This window comes from Agrobacterium sp. K11, assembly GCF_059429395.1.
The window spans coordinates 290,401-306,375 of the sequence record NZ_JCAHRB010000003.1; the positions used below are offsets into that span (position 1 = coordinate 290,401).

General features: G+C 58.5%; 16 protein-coding genes. 3 read left to right on the forward strand and 13 right to left on the reverse strand.

Going from position 1 to position 15,975, the window contains the following annotated elements; translation table 11 throughout:
- Window positions 1-10: 10 nt before the first annotated feature.
- Window positions 11-529, reverse strand: a complete 519-nt coding sequence (locus AC5SEO_RS06650) for a hypothetical protein (protein WP_003511706.1) — start codon at window positions 527-529, stop codon at window positions 11-13.
- 288 nt (window positions 530-817) lie between these two features.
- On the opposite strand from AC5SEO_RS06650, the gene AC5SEO_RS06655 reads away from it, so the two are divergent.
- From AC5SEO_RS06655 to AC5SEO_RS06665, 3 genes are all read left to right on the forward strand, one after another.
- The gene (locus AC5SEO_RS06655) at window positions 818-1,975 is read left to right on the forward strand and encodes a PA0069 family radical SAM protein (protein ID WP_174068032.1); all 1,158 of its coding nucleotides are present in this window, start codon (window positions 818-820) and stop codon (window positions 1,973-1,975) included.
- A 337-nt stretch (window positions 1,976-2,312) separates the two neighbouring features.
- Complete coding sequence (rnhB, locus tag AC5SEO_RS06660) at window positions 2,313-2,966, forward strand: ribonuclease HII (RefSeq protein WP_112958945.1); 654 nt, start codon at window positions 2,313-2,315, stop codon at window positions 2,964-2,966.
- 137 nt (window positions 2,967-3,103) lie between these two features.
- The gene (locus AC5SEO_RS06665; protein WP_174068031.1) at window positions 3,104-3,793 is read left to right on the forward strand and encodes a permease; all 690 of its coding nucleotides are present in this window, start codon (window positions 3,104-3,106) and stop codon (window positions 3,791-3,793) included.
- A gap of 218 nt (window positions 3,794-4,011) precedes the next feature.
- Here the strand turns inward: AC5SEO_RS06665 and AC5SEO_RS06670 are convergent, their stop codons facing one another.
- From AC5SEO_RS06670 to AC5SEO_RS06725, 12 genes are all read right to left on the reverse strand, one after another.
- Window positions 4,012-4,497, reverse strand: a complete 486-nt coding sequence (locus AC5SEO_RS06670) for a F0F1 ATP synthase subunit B (protein WP_003511699.1) — start codon at window positions 4,495-4,497, stop codon at window positions 4,012-4,014.
- Between the two features lies 1 nt (window position 4,498).
- Window positions 4,499-5,140, reverse strand: a complete 642-nt coding sequence (locus AC5SEO_RS06675) for a F0F1 ATP synthase subunit B (RefSeq protein ID WP_003511698.1) — start codon at window positions 5,138-5,140, stop codon at window positions 4,499-4,501.
- An 81-nt stretch (window positions 5,141-5,221) separates the two neighbouring features.
- Window positions 5,222-5,449, reverse strand: coding sequence for a F0F1 ATP synthase subunit C (locus AC5SEO_RS06680; RefSeq protein WP_003494147.1), 228 nt, complete (start codon window positions 5,447-5,449; stop codon window positions 5,222-5,224).
- A 73-nt stretch (window positions 5,450-5,522) separates the two neighbouring features.
- The gene (locus tag AC5SEO_RS06685; protein ID WP_003511697.1) at window positions 5,523-6,272 is read right to left on the reverse strand and encodes a F0F1 ATP synthase subunit A; all 750 of its coding nucleotides are present in this window, start codon (window positions 6,270-6,272) and stop codon (window positions 5,523-5,525) included.
- A 60-nt stretch (window positions 6,273-6,332) separates the two neighbouring features.
- Entirely contained in the window at window positions 6,333-6,698 is a 366-nt protein-coding gene (locus AC5SEO_RS06690) for an AtpZ/AtpI family protein (protein WP_003511695.1), read from the reverse strand.
- 270 nt (window positions 6,699-6,968) lie between these two features.
- Window positions 6,969-8,120 carry a cell wall hydrolase gene (locus tag AC5SEO_RS06695; protein WP_019564219.1) on the reverse strand — a complete coding sequence of 384 codons (1,152 nt, stop codon included), beginning with the start codon at window positions 8,118-8,120 and terminating at the stop codon, window positions 6,969-6,971.
- Between the two features lie 146 nt (window positions 8,121-8,266).
- Window positions 8,267-10,186, reverse strand: a complete 1,920-nt coding sequence (locus AC5SEO_RS06700; protein WP_013635578.1) for a potassium transporter Kup — start codon at window positions 10,184-10,186, stop codon at window positions 8,267-8,269.
- Window positions 10,187-10,201: 15 nt separating this feature from the next.
- Window positions 10,202-11,179, reverse strand: a complete 978-nt coding sequence (gene corA / locus AC5SEO_RS06705) for a magnesium/cobalt transporter CorA (RefSeq protein ID WP_003511691.1) — start codon at window positions 11,177-11,179, stop codon at window positions 10,202-10,204.
- Window positions 11,180-11,516: 337 nt separating this feature from the next.
- Entirely contained in the window at window positions 11,517-12,668 is a 1,152-nt protein-coding gene (locus AC5SEO_RS06710) for an Mrp/NBP35 family ATP-binding protein (protein ID WP_111796222.1), read from the reverse strand.
- A gap of 127 nt (window positions 12,669-12,795) precedes the next feature.
- On the reverse strand, window positions 12,796-14,019 hold the full coding sequence (locus AC5SEO_RS06715; RefSeq protein ID WP_174068030.1) for a CmpA/NrtA family ABC transporter substrate-binding protein: 1,224 nt from the start codon (window positions 14,017-14,019) through the stop codon (window positions 12,796-12,798).
- A 78-nt stretch (window positions 14,020-14,097) separates the two neighbouring features.
- A complete protein-coding gene (locus tag AC5SEO_RS06720) occupies window positions 14,098-14,838 on the reverse strand; it encodes a helix-turn-helix transcriptional regulator (protein ID WP_112958942.1) in 741 nt (246 codons plus the stop codon).
- 208 nt (window positions 14,839-15,046) lie between these two features.
- Entirely contained in the window at window positions 15,047-15,916 is an 870-nt protein-coding gene (locus tag AC5SEO_RS06725; RefSeq protein WP_174068029.1) for an IclR family transcriptional regulator, read from the reverse strand.
- Window positions 15,917-15,975 lie beyond the last annotated feature (59 nt).

Sequence of the window (15,975 nt, forward strand, 5' to 3'; positions counted from 1 at the left end):
TCGTTGCAGATTAGTTGGAAGTTCTCGCCGTCCAGGCGGGAACCAGTTCCGCATTCAGGCGGCGCGGCTTTTGCGCGTGCACGAGCTGTGTCAGGCCCATGCCGGATTTTGCGATCGCCACCGCATGTTTCTTCGGCATCAGGTAGCCGCATTCCAGGGGAGGACGGCGGCGCACTATCCGGCTGAAAAAGGGCCGCTTGTGATACCGGGACGGCGAGAAACGCGCGGGCTCGGCACAGACAGCCACATATTCGAGAATCTCTTCGATCCAGCCGCTCTGCGGACGCGCACCCGGTTCGACCAGCAGGATCCAATGCCCGCGCGCCGAGCGCATGACATCCTCAATATCCCACTGCGCATAAAAACGGCAGCCAGCGGCATCGGCGACGCGCGACGATCCATCGCGCGAACCGTGATCGAGGATCACAACGTCGCTTACCAGCCCTTCCACGGCCCCGGTTACAAGCGCAGACAGCGTATGCGCCAGTTCCGGTTCCTGATCCCGGCATTCCATTATGACTGTCAACATATGCATAGCTCTAACGCATCGCACAATAAATTGCCACTGCACTGGATGTCAGAAAATCCGCGACCGTTCAGGCTTAACTCCAGCCCACCTTCAGGTGGGATTGATAGAAACAGGACCCCGGTGGCGGGTCGGCCAGCTATCGATTTTGCATTTTTTGTTCTTGTAATGTTCTCCTTTCTGCGGTAGGAATTTAATCATTCGAAGAGGCAATGAAACGCCGGTTCGAGTGGAAACGGTTTAGGGCGTTGGCTTGCCTTGAGAGGCGTGCGGCACCCTGGGAGCATCCAGATGAGAGACCATACGCTTTCGGAGCAGGCTGCTTTCCAGCCGAGCCATACGCCTGACATTGCCAATGCGTTGGCCGATGCGTCGGGCCTGCGCATCGAGATCGACCGTCGTCGCGGGCGTGGTGCCGGACTTAACCCGGGCGGGCGCTTTGAGGCCCTGCAGCGGGAGGTTTTCGACGATGGCTGGCAGACCCTCGAGGAGCTGCCGGAGTTCCGCACCGAAGTGCAGGTGGAAAAGCCGCGCAGCATCATCAGCCGCAACGAATCGCCTGACATCCCTTTCGACCGTTCCATCAATCCCTATCGCGGCTGCGAACATGGCTGCATCTACTGTTTCGCCCGTCCGACGCACAGCTATATGGGGCTTTCTGCGGGGCTGGATTTCGAGGCGAAGCTTTTCGCCAAGCCGGATGCGGCAAAACTGCTCGAAAGGGAGCTGGCGAAGCCCGGCTACAAGCCGCGCGTCATTGCCATCGGCACCAATACCGACCCCTATCAGCCGATCGAGCGCGAATGGCGGATCATGCGGCAGATACTGGAAGTGCTGGCAAAGGCCGACCATCCCGTCGCCATCGTCACCAAATCGGCCCTGATCAAGCGGGATATCGATATTCTCGCGCCCATGGCCAAGAAGGGTCTAGTCAAGGTTGGTATTTCCGTGACGACGCTGGACCGCAAGCTGGCACGCAGCATGGAACCGCGCGCCGCCACGCCCGAAAAGCGGCTGGAAGCGGTCAAGGCGCTGACGGATGCCGGCATTCCCGTGGCGGTTATGATGGCACCTGTCATTCCCGCACTCAACGATCATGAGATCGAACGAATTCTCGAAGCCGGCAAGGCCGCTGGCGCAACGGAGGCCTCCTACGTGCTGCTGCGCCTGCCGCTGGAGGTCAGCCCGCTCTTCCGCGACTGGCTGCTGCGCAACTATCCGGACCGCTACCGGCATGTCATGTCGCTGGTGCGCTCCATGCGCGACGGCAAGGATTACGATGCGGAATTCGGAAAACGCATGAAGGGTGCTGGTCCCTATGCATGGCAGATCGGCAGGCGTTTCGAAATGGCGACGAAACGGCTTGGCCTCATCCGCCGTGGCATTCACCTGCGCGACGACATCTTCGTGCCGCCGGGAGGTGCCGGCGTGCAATTGTCGCTGCTTTGAAAATATGAGGCCCGCTTGGCCGATCAAAGGCGCATTACGATGCGCGCAACGATACCCAGCGGTGCAGACCCATAAAGAGTGGCAGCCCTTTCCTGTTGACGGGGCCATGCTCTTGACGAAATGCCCGGCGGGTTTTCCCTGGCCCGTCGGACATCACCCCCGGAACCCGCCGCCTCGCGTGCGATCGTTTTTCCTCCGCCGCCCCGTTGGAGGATCAAAGGTCATGACGACCTAAGGGGCACGGTTGGCCACGCCCCTTGACCCGGCTGGCCGCGCCCGTCATCGCCCGCTTCCGGGGGCTTGCAGGAGATCGGGTGTGTGTGCAAGTTTCTGCCGCATGAAACGCCGCACCACACCCGATTCTCCTGCCCTCTTTGATCTCGCCGATACGGGCCCCGATTTCTCCTTCGAACTTGAAGCGAGGAAGAAGGGGCTTTGGCCCGTGGCCGGCACGGATGAGGCAGGCCGGGGGCCTCTCGCGGGACCAGTGGTTGCGGCAGCTGTCATTCTCGATCCCGACAATATTCCTGGTGGTCTTGACGATTCCAAGAAACTGACCAAGCTGAAACGGGAAAGCCTGTTTCTGCAAATCATGGAAACATCGATCGTTTCCGTCGCCTCCTCCGGCCCCGGCCTTATCGACACCATGAATATCCTGCGCGCCAGCCTCGACGCGATGCGTCGCGCCGTACTCGGCCTCGAAATCTCCCCGGCCCTCGTGCTGACAGATGGCCGCGACAAGCCGCCGGGCATCACCTGCGAGTCAAAGGCCGTCATCAAGGGCGATTCCCGCTCCCTCTCAATCGCCGCCGCTTCGATCATCGCCAAGGTGACCCGTGACCGGATGATGGAACGGGCCGGTGTAGTGCACAGCTCCTATGGTTTCGAAGGCCATGCGGGTTACGGCACACCAGCCCACCTGCGCGCCATAGAAAGCCATGGGCCCTGCCCGCTGCACCGGATGAGTTTCAGGCCGCTGAAGCAGGACTGATCGAAAACCACGATCCTGAAGCGGAGAATGCGGCCTCGCCCCGGATTTCAGCGCCCTGCCATGAGGTGACGATCTCCGTCTCCACTGGTAGAATTCTATCTCAATGCGTGGACTTGACGGGCTTTGGGAGAAGAGATTTGGATTTCATGAAACTGTTGAAGTCGCTCGAAGAACTTCTCTACGAGCTGGTTTCATGGCTCCTCTTCTATCCGCTCACAATGTGGCGATCGGTCGTCGCACCGCTCAGCATGATGCGCTACGCCGATAGCGAACTCGCGGATCGGCTCGAGGACCAGTATGACGACACACTGAGTCCGCCCCTCTTCCTCCTGATCACTCTGCTATTTTCGCAGGGGCTCTCCGCTTCCCTTCCGACCATTTACGATCCCGCATTGGCCGCCCGGGAGCTTGGTTCGGGTTCGAACCTGCTCATAGCGCGTGGCGTTATATTCGGGATTTATCCGCTGTGTATGGCCGTCACGCTTCTGCGGTGGAAACGGGTGAGGATCACCCGAAACTCCCTGCGTCCGCCGTTCTTCAGCCAATGTTACGTGGCTGCGCCGTTTACATTTGTCCTGGTTCTGGGCTTCGATTTTGCATCCATGCCTCTGGAACATGGCCTTACGTTCGGGCTCGCCATTATCGCGCTCGCCACGATCTGGTATGCGCTGGCTCAGATAAGATGGCTGATGCAGGATCTCGGCTTGGGCATCGCGAAAGCAGGCCTGGCTTTCAGTGGCGCATTTCTGGTTGCCACCGCGGCAGCTTTTGTACTGGCGGTGCTGATAGCGCTGGAGGCCAAGACAATCTATCCCGCGATCACTTAACGAGCCTCGACAAATTGGCAGCCACGAATTGCCGGCCAGCATCCAGTCCACAAAGCCGATGCTTTTTCTCCAAAGGTCGACAGATATCGATAGACACGCTGCAAGCCGGCACCACAGTGTGCAACCGCGAGTCTGCCAACACCGCCCCTGGCTGAGGCATAAAACAAAAAACCCCTCGCGGCGGGTGCCGGAGGGGTTTTGAATAGTCCGAGATGAACTTAGTTCAGCTTCGACTTCACCTCGCCAATGGTGTTGGCGAAAAGTTTGGCCTTTGCGGCAGCGGTGGTCTTTTCGGCAATGAGCTTCTCGGAAGCTGCAATGGCGATGTCCACGGCGGCGGCACGAACGGCGCCGATGGCGTCTTCTTCTGCCTGCTTGATCTTCTGTTCCGACAGGGCCGTGCGGCGGACGACGAATTCTTCCGTCTTCTGCTTGGCTTCGGCGGTCAGGGCGGCCGCTTCGCGTTCGGCAGCGGCAACGATGCCAGCTGCTTCAGCTTCGGCTTCCTTGCGCTTGCGCTGATATTCGGCCAGCAGGTGCTGTGCCTCTTCGCGCAGACGCTTGGCTTCGGCCAGTTCGTCCTGAATGTTCTGTGCGCGCTCGTCCAGAGACTTGGAGAGCATGCCCGGAACCTTGAGATAGGCGATCAGGACGAAGAAAAGGACAAGACCGACAAGAGCGAAAAATGATGCATCAAACGCCATATCAGGCTCCCTTCACAGTCGAAGCGGCTGCAATGGCGGCCTTGACGTCGGCATCCTTGACCTTGGCGCCAACCAGCTGGTCAACGATTGCGGTCGCGGTTTCCTCGGCAATGGCGCCGACATCCGCGAATGCCTGATCCCTGATACCCGCAATGCGCTTTTCGGCGGCGGCAAGCTTCTCGGCAAGTCCGGCTTCGATAGCGACGCGGTCGGCATCGGCTTTCGCCTTGGCGGCGTCACGTGCCGCGGAGCCTATCGAGCTTGCCTTGGCGCGGGCTGCCGCGAGTTCTTTTTCATAGGTTTCGACGGCAGCGTCGGCTTCACTTTTCAGCCGTGCCGCTTCATCGAGATCCTGTGCAATGCGCCCATGACGGTTTTCCAGAATGCCGCCGACGCGAGGAACGATGACCTTCTGCATGAGCAGGTAGAAAAGGCCGAACGTGATCGCCAGCCACAGGACCTGCGATGCATAAGTAGACTGGTCGAACGGCGGGAAAACGCCGGAAGCACCGTGTTCGGCGCCGTGCGCTACACCGGTTTCCGTGTGCGTGGCTTCCGGTTGCGGCTGGCCGACAGCCGGAGTTTCCGTATGCGTTTCACCTACGGTCGGTGCTGACTGGGCATAAGCCTCGGTCACGAACATGCTCACCTCCAGGGGGACTGCAAATGCGAAGGATCACGGCACGCAGTTTGCGCGAGCCGTGATCCAGACCTGATGCCGTTATTAGACAGCGAACAGGAGAAGGAGAGCTACGAGCAGCGAGAAGATGCCCAGAGCTTCCGTAACGGCGAAGCCGAATACCAGACGGCCGAACTGGCTGTCGGCAGCAGAGGGGTTGCGCAGTGCGCCGGAGAGGTAATCACCGAAGATACGGCCGAGTGCGAGGGACGTACCAGCCATGCCGAGGCATGCGAGACCTGCGCCGATGTACTTTGCTGCTTCCGCTTCCATGTGAGACTCCTTGAGATATTGGTTGTTGCGGCTATCTTTTGGCGCCCGTTGCCGGGGCCAGCGACTTTACTTCTCAGTGACCACCATGCACGGCGTCGTTCAGGTACATGCAAGTCAGTACCGCGAACACATAAGCCTGCAGGAAGGCAACGAGAAATTCGAGAGCGGTCATTGCGACCGTCATGATGAGAGGCAGGACTGCACCGCCGATACCGAGCGCGCCGAGCGCACCCATGGAGGCGACGAAGCCTGCGAAAACCTTGAGCGTGATGTGGCCAGCCAGCATGTTCGCGAAGAGACGAACGGAAAGGCTGATCGGGCGCGACAGGAACGAAATCATTTCAATTGACGCGACAAGCGGCAATAGCGCCTTCGGCACGCCCGAAGGTGCGAAGATGCCGAAGAAATGCAGACCGTGCTTGTAGAAACCGTAAACGACGACCGTGCCAATGACGAGGCAGGCAAGCGCGAAGGTGACGATGATCTGGCTGGTGACCGTGAAGAAATACGGGAACATGCCGAGAAGGTTCGCAGTCAGCACGAACATGAACAGCGAGAATACGAATGGGAAGAACACCATGCCCTTCTTGCCGGCGCCTTCGCGCAGCATGGAGGCGATGAATTCATAGGACATTTCAGCAACGGACTGCATGCGGGTCGGGATCAGACCGCGGCTCGACGTTGCGAAATAAAGGAAACCGGAAGCGGCGGCCACGGTCGCGACCATGAAAAGCGACGCATTGGTGAAGGAAAAATCGACGCCGCCAATTTCGATCGGAATGATCGGCTGCACCAAGAACTGATGGGTCGGATCGTTTGCCACCGGCTGCCCTCTTTACCTGTCGCCGCTCATGGCGGCATCTCAACTGCAAGAAAAAACAGCTTAAACGCCGTCTTTTCCACCCTCGTCTCGCTTGTCGGCTCTCTCAAGCAGCGGCGGCTTTGCCACCGCGCCCGTGGAGCGCAACACATTCAATACACCTGCGCAGAAACCGAGAAGAAGAAGAACGATCATCCCCCACGGCGTCGTGCCGACAAAATAGTCCAGAAGATAACCCAGCATAGCGCCGACCACGATGGCCGAAATGAACTCCGATGAGAGCTTCACCGCCATCGCAAAGCCTTTCCGGCTTTCCGCGGCATTGGTCTCCGCCCTCACTTCCGCCTCATCCTCCGCCTTCACCTTTGCCAACTCTTCGGCAAGGCGCTTGCGACGCTCGTCCAGACTATCGTCACGGTTGCCAGTCATCTTAAAATCCCACCCATTTTCTCCGTTCCAGCCATGCCAGAACCCTTTGGAGTTGTAAACGGTGACGGATTAAGCCTGTTCCAGCCCGCTCTGAAGTCGCGCGCAACATAGTTTTAGGGGCTTCGCTAGTCAAGGCACTGGCGAAGCTTGTTTTTTCACAAATTAAATATTTAAAAACAAAGGCTTAACGCCAAATCGCCGTTTGTCGACGATGTTTCCCCCGGGAATCGGCATTTTTGACACGCAAATTGCGACAAATTGGCGGTGGTATCAGCTCCAGCCGCCACCATAGGTTCGATAAAAGACGTGCAAGCCAATCCTACCGACCTTCTTCATGGATTTTCCCCAGGCGGGACGAACATAGACGGCATGGTAGTGAGTCGCCGAGCCCACTTCCGTCAGCCAAATTTTGCCGGCGGTGGTTGCCATGGCCACTTCGCGGGCCATTTTCCAGTGACGTTCGGAATTCACCCGGTCCTTTATATTGTCGCAGGCGAAGGAGAACTGGCAGCGGTTGCGCCAGTCCTTGTTCTGATAAACCACACCGCAGATGGTTTTCGGATAAGCGGGGTTGCGCACGCGGTTAAGGATCACCTGTGCCACCGCCGCCTGTCCCTTGACCGATTCACCGCGCGCCTCGAAATAGATGCCGGATGCGAGGCATTGCTGTTCGGCTGCGGAAAACACGGCAGCGGGCAGCGGCGTTGCCGCCCATGCGTGATCGTCCGCGCCGATCAACGGCACGAAGCGGCCGGCCTCCGGCTTTTTCAGAATGGCGTCGAACGGCGATTCACGGGCGAAATCCGGTTCGGCCGGCGCGTAAGCCGTGGCGAGAATATCGGGAGTCCTGTTGGTGACGAGTTCCGCCAGCATCGGAGAGACGCTTTTGTCGGCCTTCTTTTCTTCACGGCGGAAATAGAAAGAGGCAAGTTTGACGTCGCTGCCGCGTTTCGGTTTCACGAAAGCCGTGCGGTCCTTGCGCTTCAGCGGCTCTATATCCAGCATGCTGGTGCGTTCCAGCACGGAACCGGCGGTGAAGGCCTTTGGCGGCTGCATGATTTCGGTTGCGACGATGCGACCCTTCTTGGCAGCACGGTTGACGCGCTCGCTGTCGGGTGTCGTCTCGTCACCCTTCTTGTTGGTGACGAAAGCCACCTTGCGGCCATCGGGCAGGGTCATGCCGCTGCCATGCAACGCCGCCTCCCCTTCCGCATCGTTAAAGGTGAGCGAGGCATTATGGACAGAGCCTGCCGGAGACGCGGTCAGCACCATGCGCCATTGCTCGCCGCCATTGTCCAGCCCTGCCAGCAGGGAGGCCAAATCCGCGCGTGCGGCAATGGAAGGAAAGACGAGCCAGGCAGCAAGGCCGAAGACAACGGGTGAGGTCCATGCCTGAAGGGACGCAAAGGACCGACGACGCATTACTCTTTTCGAACGCAAAACCAGCACTCCGAACACCAGGAACCATATTTGTTACAGGTGTTCGAGAATCTCTTATTAACCTTGATGCTTGGTTAACGCCGCGCGCGGGCGCGGCTTCACGTTAATGTGTAACCACCTTCTAATAATCAGACGACGACGTGAGATCCGAGTTCCACCACGCGGTTGGCCGGAAGGCGGAAGTAGTCCGAGGGATCGGCGGCCGTTTCGGCAAGCGCAATGAACAGTCGATTCTGCCAGCCGGGCATGCCCGATTTCGGATCCGGCACCAGCTTGCGGCGACCGAGATAAAACGAGGTGGACATGATGTCGAACTTGTAACCCGTGCGCCTGAGGTAACCGAGCGCCTGGGTGACGTTCTGCGTTTCCATGAAGCCGAAATGCAGTTCGACTACGGCAAAACGATCGCTCAGCTTCGTCAATGTGTAACGATTTTCGGGGCGGACGCGCGGCTGGTCTTCCGTGCGGATCGTCAAAATCACGTTCTTGTCGTGCAGGACGTGGTTGTGCTTGAGATTGTGCAGCAATGCAGCGGGTGCGGCATCCGGATCGCCAGTCAGGAAAATCGCTGTGCCGGGCACGCGCACCGGCGCATGGGCGCTTTCCTTTTCCACCGAAGCCACGAAAGCCTTCAGCGGCACATCGCTGCGGCGGGTTTTGGCGAAAAGGATTTTCGAGCCGCGCTGCCAGGTAGTCATGATGATGGTGAAAGCGATTGCCAGCAACACCGGCACGTAGCCGCCATCATGTATCTTGAGCAGGTTTGCACCGAGGAAAATCAGTTCCAGCAGCAGAAGCGGCGCCAGCACGCCAATCGCCAGCCAGATGGACCATTGCCAGCGCTTGCGAACGAATTCGAAGAACATCATGCTGGTGACGACCATCGCGCCGGTAACGGAAATGCCGTAGGCGGTGGCCAGTGCATCCGAACTTTTGAAGGTGAGCACCAGTGCGACGACGCCGAACAGCAGGATGGTGTTGACGGCGGGAAGATAGATCTGCCCGGTATTGGTTTCCGAAGTGAAGAGGATTTCCATCCGCGGCAGATAGCCGAGATGGATCGCCTGACGCACGAGCGAGAACGCGCCTGTTATAACCGCCTGGCTGGCGATGATGGTGGCGGCGGTCGCAAGAATGACGGCCGGCAGGATCGCCCATTGCGGGAACATCAGGTAAAACGGATTGGACATCGCCGCCGGGTCCTTGAGAACCAGCGCGCCCTGACCGAGATAATTCAGCGTCAGCGCCGGGAAAACCAGACAGAACCATGCCCACTGGATGGGACGGCGGCCGAAATGGCCGAGATCGGCATAAAGCGCTTCAGCACCGGTGATCGTCAGGAAAACCGCGCCCAGCACGACGATGCCATAAAAGCCTTCATTGGCGAGAAACTCGACCGCATGCCAGGGGTTGAAGGCATAGAGAATGCCGAAATCATCGGCGATGTGAATGAGGCCGGCTACACCCATGACCAGGAACCAGACAGCGGTGATCGGTCCGAAGAATTTCGCCACCGTTCCCGTACCGTGCGATTGGATCGCGAATAGGCCGATGAGAATGCAGACGGAGATCGGAATAATAAAGTCGTCCATGGCCGGAGTGACGAGCTTCAGACCCTCCACCGCCGAAAGCACTGATAGCGCAGGCGTGATCATGGCATCGCCCAGGAACAGGGCTGCGCCGATGAGGCCGAGCACGATGAGAACGCTTCGGTGAGTGCCCGCCGTCTTCATCAACAGCGCCAGAAGCGAGAGTGTGCCGCCCTCGCCGTCATTGTCGGCGCGCAGCAGGAGCGTGATGTATTTGAACGTTACGATGATCGTCAGAGACCAGATCATCAGGGATGTCAGGCCGATGACTTCTTCTCTCGTCACGCCATCATAGGCGATCGGCTTTAGCGCTTCGCGGAAGGCATAGAGCGGGCTGGTGCCGATATCGCCGTAGACGACGCCGATAGAACCAAGGATCGCGGCATAAAGCCCCTTGTTCTGATGCTTGTCATCCGAATCCGGCTTCTCGGTAAAGTCCTTGTCTGCGATTTGAGACATGATGATCCTGGCTCCTTAGAGCCAGCCCTTCCAACGGAAAAAGAGAAACGGGATGATTGCCGACATCAGCATGACGACGAGCGCGAGTGGATAGCCAAACGTCCAGTTCAACTCCGGCATGAGCTGAAAGTTCATTCCGTAAACCGACGCCACCAGAGTTGGCGGCAGGAACACGACCGACGCGATCGAGAAGATCTTGATGATGCCGTTCTGCTCGATGTTGATGATGCCGAGAGAAGCGTCCAGCAGGAATGTCAGATTGCCGGAAACGAAGGAGGCATGTTCGCTCAACGACTGGATATCCCGACCGATCGATTTGCTCTGTTCCCTCGCTTCCTTGTCCTGCTGGACCTGCCCACTTGTGGACAGGAAAGTCTGCAGGCGTGCAAGGGAAGCAAGGCTGTCACGAACCTTGGAGATCAGCCGGTGATAGGCGGCAATGTTCGTCAGTCGGTCTTCTAGATAACGCGGCGCCTTGCGCTTGCTGCGCGCCTGGCTGCCGAGAAGATCGGCGGCGAGATTGTCGATGCCTGCCACCGAGTTTTCGAGAATTTCCGCCGTGCGATCGACGATGGTTTCCAGCAGTTTCAGCAACAGCGCGGTGCCGCTGCGCATCTCGTGCGGGACGCGGGTGATGGCGGCGGTGAAGAGGTGGAATGATTTCGGCTCGGCATAACGGATCGTCACAAGGCGCTTGCCGGCAAGAATGAAGGCGACATCGGTCAGGCGTGGACCGTCGGAATCTGCCTTCCAAACCAGAGAGGCGGTCATGAAGACGTTGCCATCTTCCATGTAAAGGCGGCTGGAAGGTTCGATATCCTTCAAATCCTCGCGGGTGGGCAGCTCAAGACCCAGCAGTTTTTCAACATACTGCTCTTCCGTCCTCGTCGGATTGATAAGGTCGATCCAGACGATATCGTCGGGAATCTGTTCACGGCCGTCGTCTGGCGACAGGCTGATCGCCTCGCAGTTGGCGCGATAGGCTTTTATCAATCCGTTTCTCCGGTCCGCATCGCTGGCTTCAGCCGCAATGCTGCTTAACATATCCTGTTCAAGGTCGGCAAACCTTTGGACGACACTTCAGGGAACACCGGAACGAGCGGGATTTTCACATCCCGCCGGACTGACGGACCAAGAACCAAACGGCGCAGGGCTATGCTCCCAAAGCGAGACCCAATCAAGCAATATTTTCTCGCGACAGCATTGCAGGCGATGCATCTCTGGCGTTCAAATGCATCGGCCTTTCCCGAAGCCACCAGTTAACATATTGTTTTTAAAATATATCCAGGCACGACAACCGCCCGGCCTTTTTTCTTCCTTAACCGGTACGTTATTCGAAAACGATTTTCGGGGCGGCTTTTCTTTCGCCCGCACCGATGCGGGCCCAGACTTTTTCCGCAATATCGCGGTAGATGGCGGCCTGCGGACCATCCGGCTCGGCGGCAACCACCGGCGTTCCGGCATCAGACATTTCACGGATGGAAATGGTGAGCGGCACTTCGCCGAGGAACGGCACGCCAATCCGCTCAGCCTCTGCCTTAGCACCGCCATGGCCGAAAATATCGTAACGCGCGCCGGTATCCGGTGCGATGAAGTAGCTCATATTCTCGACGACGCCGAGCAGCGGCACTTCCACCTTGCGGAACATGGTGATGCCCTTGCGCGCGTCGATCAGCGCCAGATCCTGCGGCGTGGAGACGATGACGGCGCCGGCGAGCGGCACCTGCTGGGCGATGGTGAGTTGCGCGTCGCCGGTGCCAGGCGGCATGTCGAGCACCAGCACATCGAGTTCACCCCAGGCGACTTCACGCAACATCTGCATCAATGCGGACTGAACCATCGGCCCACGCCAGATCATCGCCGCTTCCTCATCCACCAGAAATCCCATGGACATGACCTTCAGTCCGTAATTTTCCATGGGAATGATGATGCGGTCTTCCTGCTGCTGCGGGCGTCCTGAAATCTTTAGCAGTCGTGGCAGCGAGGGGCCGTAAATGTCGGCATCGAGCATGCCAACCTTGAGGCCCAGCGCCTGCAGGCCCAGCGCCAGGTTGACGGCGGTCGTGGACTTGCCGACCCCGCCCTTGCCCGAGGCAACGGCGATGATCGCGCCGACGCCGGGAACGCCGACCTTTGACGAGCCGGGCTGCGCGGGCGGGCGACCGGTTGCAGCCGCAGGGCGCGCGGGTGCCGGTGCCGGGCGCGCCGGTGCGGGTTGTTGTGTGCCGGGTTTGCGATCCGCCGTCAGCGCGACGACGGCACCGGCGATACCCGGAACGCCCCTGGCGGCCTGTTCAGCCGAAAGCCTCAACGGCTCCATGTCGGCTGCCCTGTCGGCCGGGACGGTAATAGAGAAATAGGCTTTCGCGTCGGCGATGAAGATTTCCGAGACCATGCCAAGCGCCACAATACTTTTGCCGCTGCCCGGATAGATGACTGCCTCCAAAGCCTTTTCGACCTGGTGCTTGCTGACCTCTGCCATATGTTTACTCCGCTACATCATCCCGCCGGATATGGGCTGCATTCCGCGCCATCCATAGACAAACGCGGCCCGTTCGCCAATGCCAAACCGCAAACAGCGGATCGTCGCGACGGTTTATTCGCAGACTTCAGATTTCGTCGTCCATATCAAGCGTTTCCGGATCGAAAACCCGACCATCGAAAAAACAGTCGGGGCCGAGGACAAGACCCGAGCGTGACGCCCCGACATGGACCGGCTCCCGCAACGTGCCTTCCAGCTTCAGGTTCGCACCCGGCACCGGCACGAAAAGCGGCTTCATCGCCTTGCGGAAGATATCTGGCCGATAGGCATTGCGCGCGGCCTCCACCACGGCTGCATCGAACCGGCGATCGGGGGGAACCTCGCCCCAGCGCAACATCTGGCTGAAGAACCACAGCGCCTGGCTTTGCCAGGGGAAATTGGCGGCCTTGGCGCTTGTTACGAAAAACTCCTGAAAACGCTGCATGTCCCTTTGCGAAGTGGAAATATAGCCAGTCAGCGCCGGAAGCAGGAATTCGCCGTTCTCGTCAATATAATGGGGGGCGGCAAGAATGCCGGTAAGTTCCTCGATATTGGCGGAGTTGGCGCACCATTCGCCGGCGCGATAAAGCGAACGCAGCAAGCCTTCCAGCGCAGTGACGTTCTCTTCCGCCCAGGGCCGCTTCACGGCCAGTATCTTTTCAGGAGCATTGTGCCAGATCAGCGCTCCCGTGGTGACAATCCGCCCGCCGCCACCCAGCACCACAGCGCTGCCCGCCGGTTCGGCGGTACAGAGCGCATCGACCTTGCCGCTTTCCAAAAGCGCCGGCATAGCCTTCGGCAGGGCTTCAACGATTTCCATGTCGCGGCCGAGCAGCACGCCGCAGCTTGCGAGCAGATAACGCAATGCATAAAACGGCGTGGACACGATATCCTCGATCGCAAAGACCGGCGGTTTTTCACCCGCCGCCCGGCGCGCGGAACAGACACGGGCCATCGCCCGCCCGAACGCGGCCGGGTCCGGCAGCTTCATGCCCTCCCGGTAAAGCTCGTCGAAAAATCCGTGCGAAACGGTCGTTGCCGATCCGCCAAGGGAAAGAGTGAAGACGCCGACAATATCGGCCGGCAGGTCATCGAGGCCAACCGCGGAACCGACAGGAACCGCGGCGGGCAAATGGGCGATCTGAACCTCGTCCTCGCCAAGTGCTGCAAGCACGGCGCGCGCGGATTGTTTTCGGATGAGTTCCAGTTCTACGCCTTCGTCGGCAGCAAAGCCTTTTTCGGCAGCGGCTATCAGTACGGCGCAATCGACAGTCGGAGAAAACCCCGCTTTTATCCTATGCCGTTCCGGCAAACGATTTCTCCTTCCCGGTGATTCGAAAGAAGGATCGCCCAGGAACCCATTTATCACAATGATAAATTTGCGGTTTCGCTATTTAATCAGACCGACCCGGAGCGCCTTTGCGACGGCTTGGGTGCGGTTGACCGTATCGAGTTTTTTCGTCGCACGGTTCAGGTAGTGATTGATGGTATGTTCCGAGAGCATCATGATTTCAGCGATCTCGGCGCTAGTCTTGCCGGCGGCCGTCCAGTTCAGACAATCTATCTCTCGCTCGTTCAATGTCTCGGGAACCCGCAGGTCAAGGCGGCGGATTTCAGATAGCCGGGCAAAGATGTGGCTGGAAATGTAAAAAAGTTCCGCTAGCTGGCTGGTGGGCAAAGTCGTTTTGTTACCGGAAAAGGACACCGCTCCCCGCATCGTGGTGATGTCGTGAACGGGGAACCACACCGAATTGATCATATCGAACCGCTCAAAAAGTCCGACGACCGGTTTCTTCGGCGCGTTTTCGTCGCCGCTGACCAGAAAATCCAGGGAGACGGAAAAGGGTGTGGTCGATTTTTTCAACTGCGCCATCACCCGGCTTCTCTGCAGCAGGCCCTCTTCGTCATAACGCTGCAAAAGCTCGGCCGGCCAGCTGGTGATGATGGTGCATTGCGACAATTCGCTCGCCATTTCGGCCGACAGGTCAAGCACCATGAAGGCCTTGAATCCCCAGGCTTCCGTCAGCCGTTTCAAAAACCGGAATATATCAAATTGCGTGTTGAGACCGGCGATCTCGCGAACGCAATCAACACCAATCGACTGAACGGCGGCCGTCTCTGTTTTCTGCATGAAGCGGTTCTTCAAAAAAGAGAAAATACCGCCGCAAAGGCCTGCCTTCGTGCGGAAATTGCGCGGATGTTACTCGCCAAAATGATTCATGCAAACAAAAGTTGAAACTTAATTCCGAATAATCGAAAATAAGATTTCACTTACACGCATCGGCGCGCGATCTGCCGTTTTTGAAGAGGAAACCAACAGCTTCACGCATCCATTTTTCTCAACCATTCGCAACCGGAGATAATCTGCAGGCAAGTTCTGCCGAAATTTGATCGGCCGTTTCGCGCACCAGAGGACCCCATTTCTGCAGTTGCTCCACATCCACGCGATAGGCTGGGCCGGTGACGGAAATCGCCGCGAGAAAATTGCGCCCCGGCGCCCTTACCGGCGCGGCAACGCAGTGAATGCCGATCTCATGCTCCTGAAGGTCGAAACCGTAGCCATTGCTGCGAATGGCGGCCACATCCTGCGCCAGCATTTGCGGGGTTACGATCGTATTTTGCGTGAAGCGGTGGAAGTCCAGCTCTGCGGCAAGTGCAGCGAGATCATCAGGGGAGAGCATTGACAGCGCGGCCTTGCCCACCCCTGTGCAGTAGGCGGGTGATGTCTTGCCCACCTGCGAATGCATGCGCAAAGTATGCTTACCCTCCATCTTGTCCAGATAGGTGACTTGCCCGCCGTTCAGAACGGCAAGATGCACGGATTCCTGCGTCGCCTCCTGCAATGCCGCCAGATGCGGCGCGGCAACGCTGCGCAGATCATTGCCGCTCCAGGCCTTGGCAGCCAGTTGCAGCAGCCTCAGACCCACGACATAGGTCTGGTCGGCGACATGATCGACCAGACCTTCGGCCACGAGATGGGCGAGCTGGCGGTGCACCGTGCCGCGCGGCTGGCCGCAAGCCTCGACAACGTCGGTGAAGCGCATCGGTTTTTCGGCAAGGGCGATAAGCTCCAGAAGCGAGACGGCCTTACCAAGCGTGCCGGTTACGCTTTCCTTTTTTCGCTCCAAGGCAGGAACCACCTCATGCTCGCTGTCATTTGGGTTTTTGTGATCGGGCATGGCAACATCCACCGTCATCTGTCTTGACATAAGCCTGCGGCCAAGAGAATAATTCCACTTAGTAAAATCTAGTTCCAAATAATGGAACA

What these genes read in the sequence shown, in the direction of transcription:
- AC5SEO_RS06650 (WP_003511706.1), bottom strand. Translation starts at nt 529, where the DNA reads ATGTTGACAGTCATAATGGAATGCCGGGATCAGGAACCGGAACTGGCG.
- AC5SEO_RS06655 (WP_174068032.1), top strand. Translation starts at nt 818, where the DNA reads ATGAGAGACCATACGCTTTCGGAGCAGGCTGCTTTCCAGCCGAGCCAT.
- rnhB (WP_112958945.1), top strand. Translation starts at nt 2,313, where the DNA reads ATGAAACGCCGCACCACACCCGATTCTCCTGCCCTCTTTGATCTCGCC.
- AC5SEO_RS06670 (WP_003511699.1), bottom strand. Translation starts at nt 4,497, where the DNA reads ATGGCGTTTGATGCATCATTTTTCGCTCTTGTCGGTCTTGTCCTTTTC.
- AC5SEO_RS06675 (WP_003511698.1), bottom strand. Translation starts at nt 5,140, where the DNA reads ATGTTCGTGACCGAGGCTTATGCCCAGTCAGCACCGACCGTAGGTGAA.
- AC5SEO_RS06680 (WP_003494147.1), bottom strand. Translation starts at nt 5,449, where the DNA reads ATGGAAGCGGAAGCAGCAAAGTACATCGGCGCAGGTCTCGCATGCCTC.
- AC5SEO_RS06690 (WP_003511695.1), bottom strand. Translation starts at nt 6,698, where the DNA reads ATGACTGGCAACCGTGACGATAGTCTGGACGAGCGTCGCAAGCGCCTT.
- AC5SEO_RS06695 (WP_019564219.1), bottom strand. Translation starts at nt 8,120, where the DNA reads ATGCGTCGTCGGTCCTTTGCGTCCCTTCAGGCATGGACCTCACCCGTT.
- AC5SEO_RS06700 (WP_013635578.1), bottom strand. Translation starts at nt 10,186, where the DNA reads ATGTCTCAAATCGCAGACAAGGACTTTACCGAGAAGCCGGATTCGGAT.
- AC5SEO_RS06710 (WP_111796222.1), bottom strand. Translation starts at nt 12,668, where the DNA reads ATGGCAGAGGTCAGCAAGCACCAGGTCGAAAAGGCTTTGGAGGCAGTC.
- AC5SEO_RS06720 (WP_112958942.1), bottom strand. Translation starts at nt 14,838, where the DNA reads ATGCAGAAAACAGAGACGGCCGCCGTTCAGTCGATTGGTGTTGATTGC.
- AC5SEO_RS06725 (WP_174068029.1), bottom strand. Translation starts at nt 15,916, where the DNA reads ATGTCAAGACAGATGACGGTGGATGTTGCCATGCCCGATCACAAAAAC.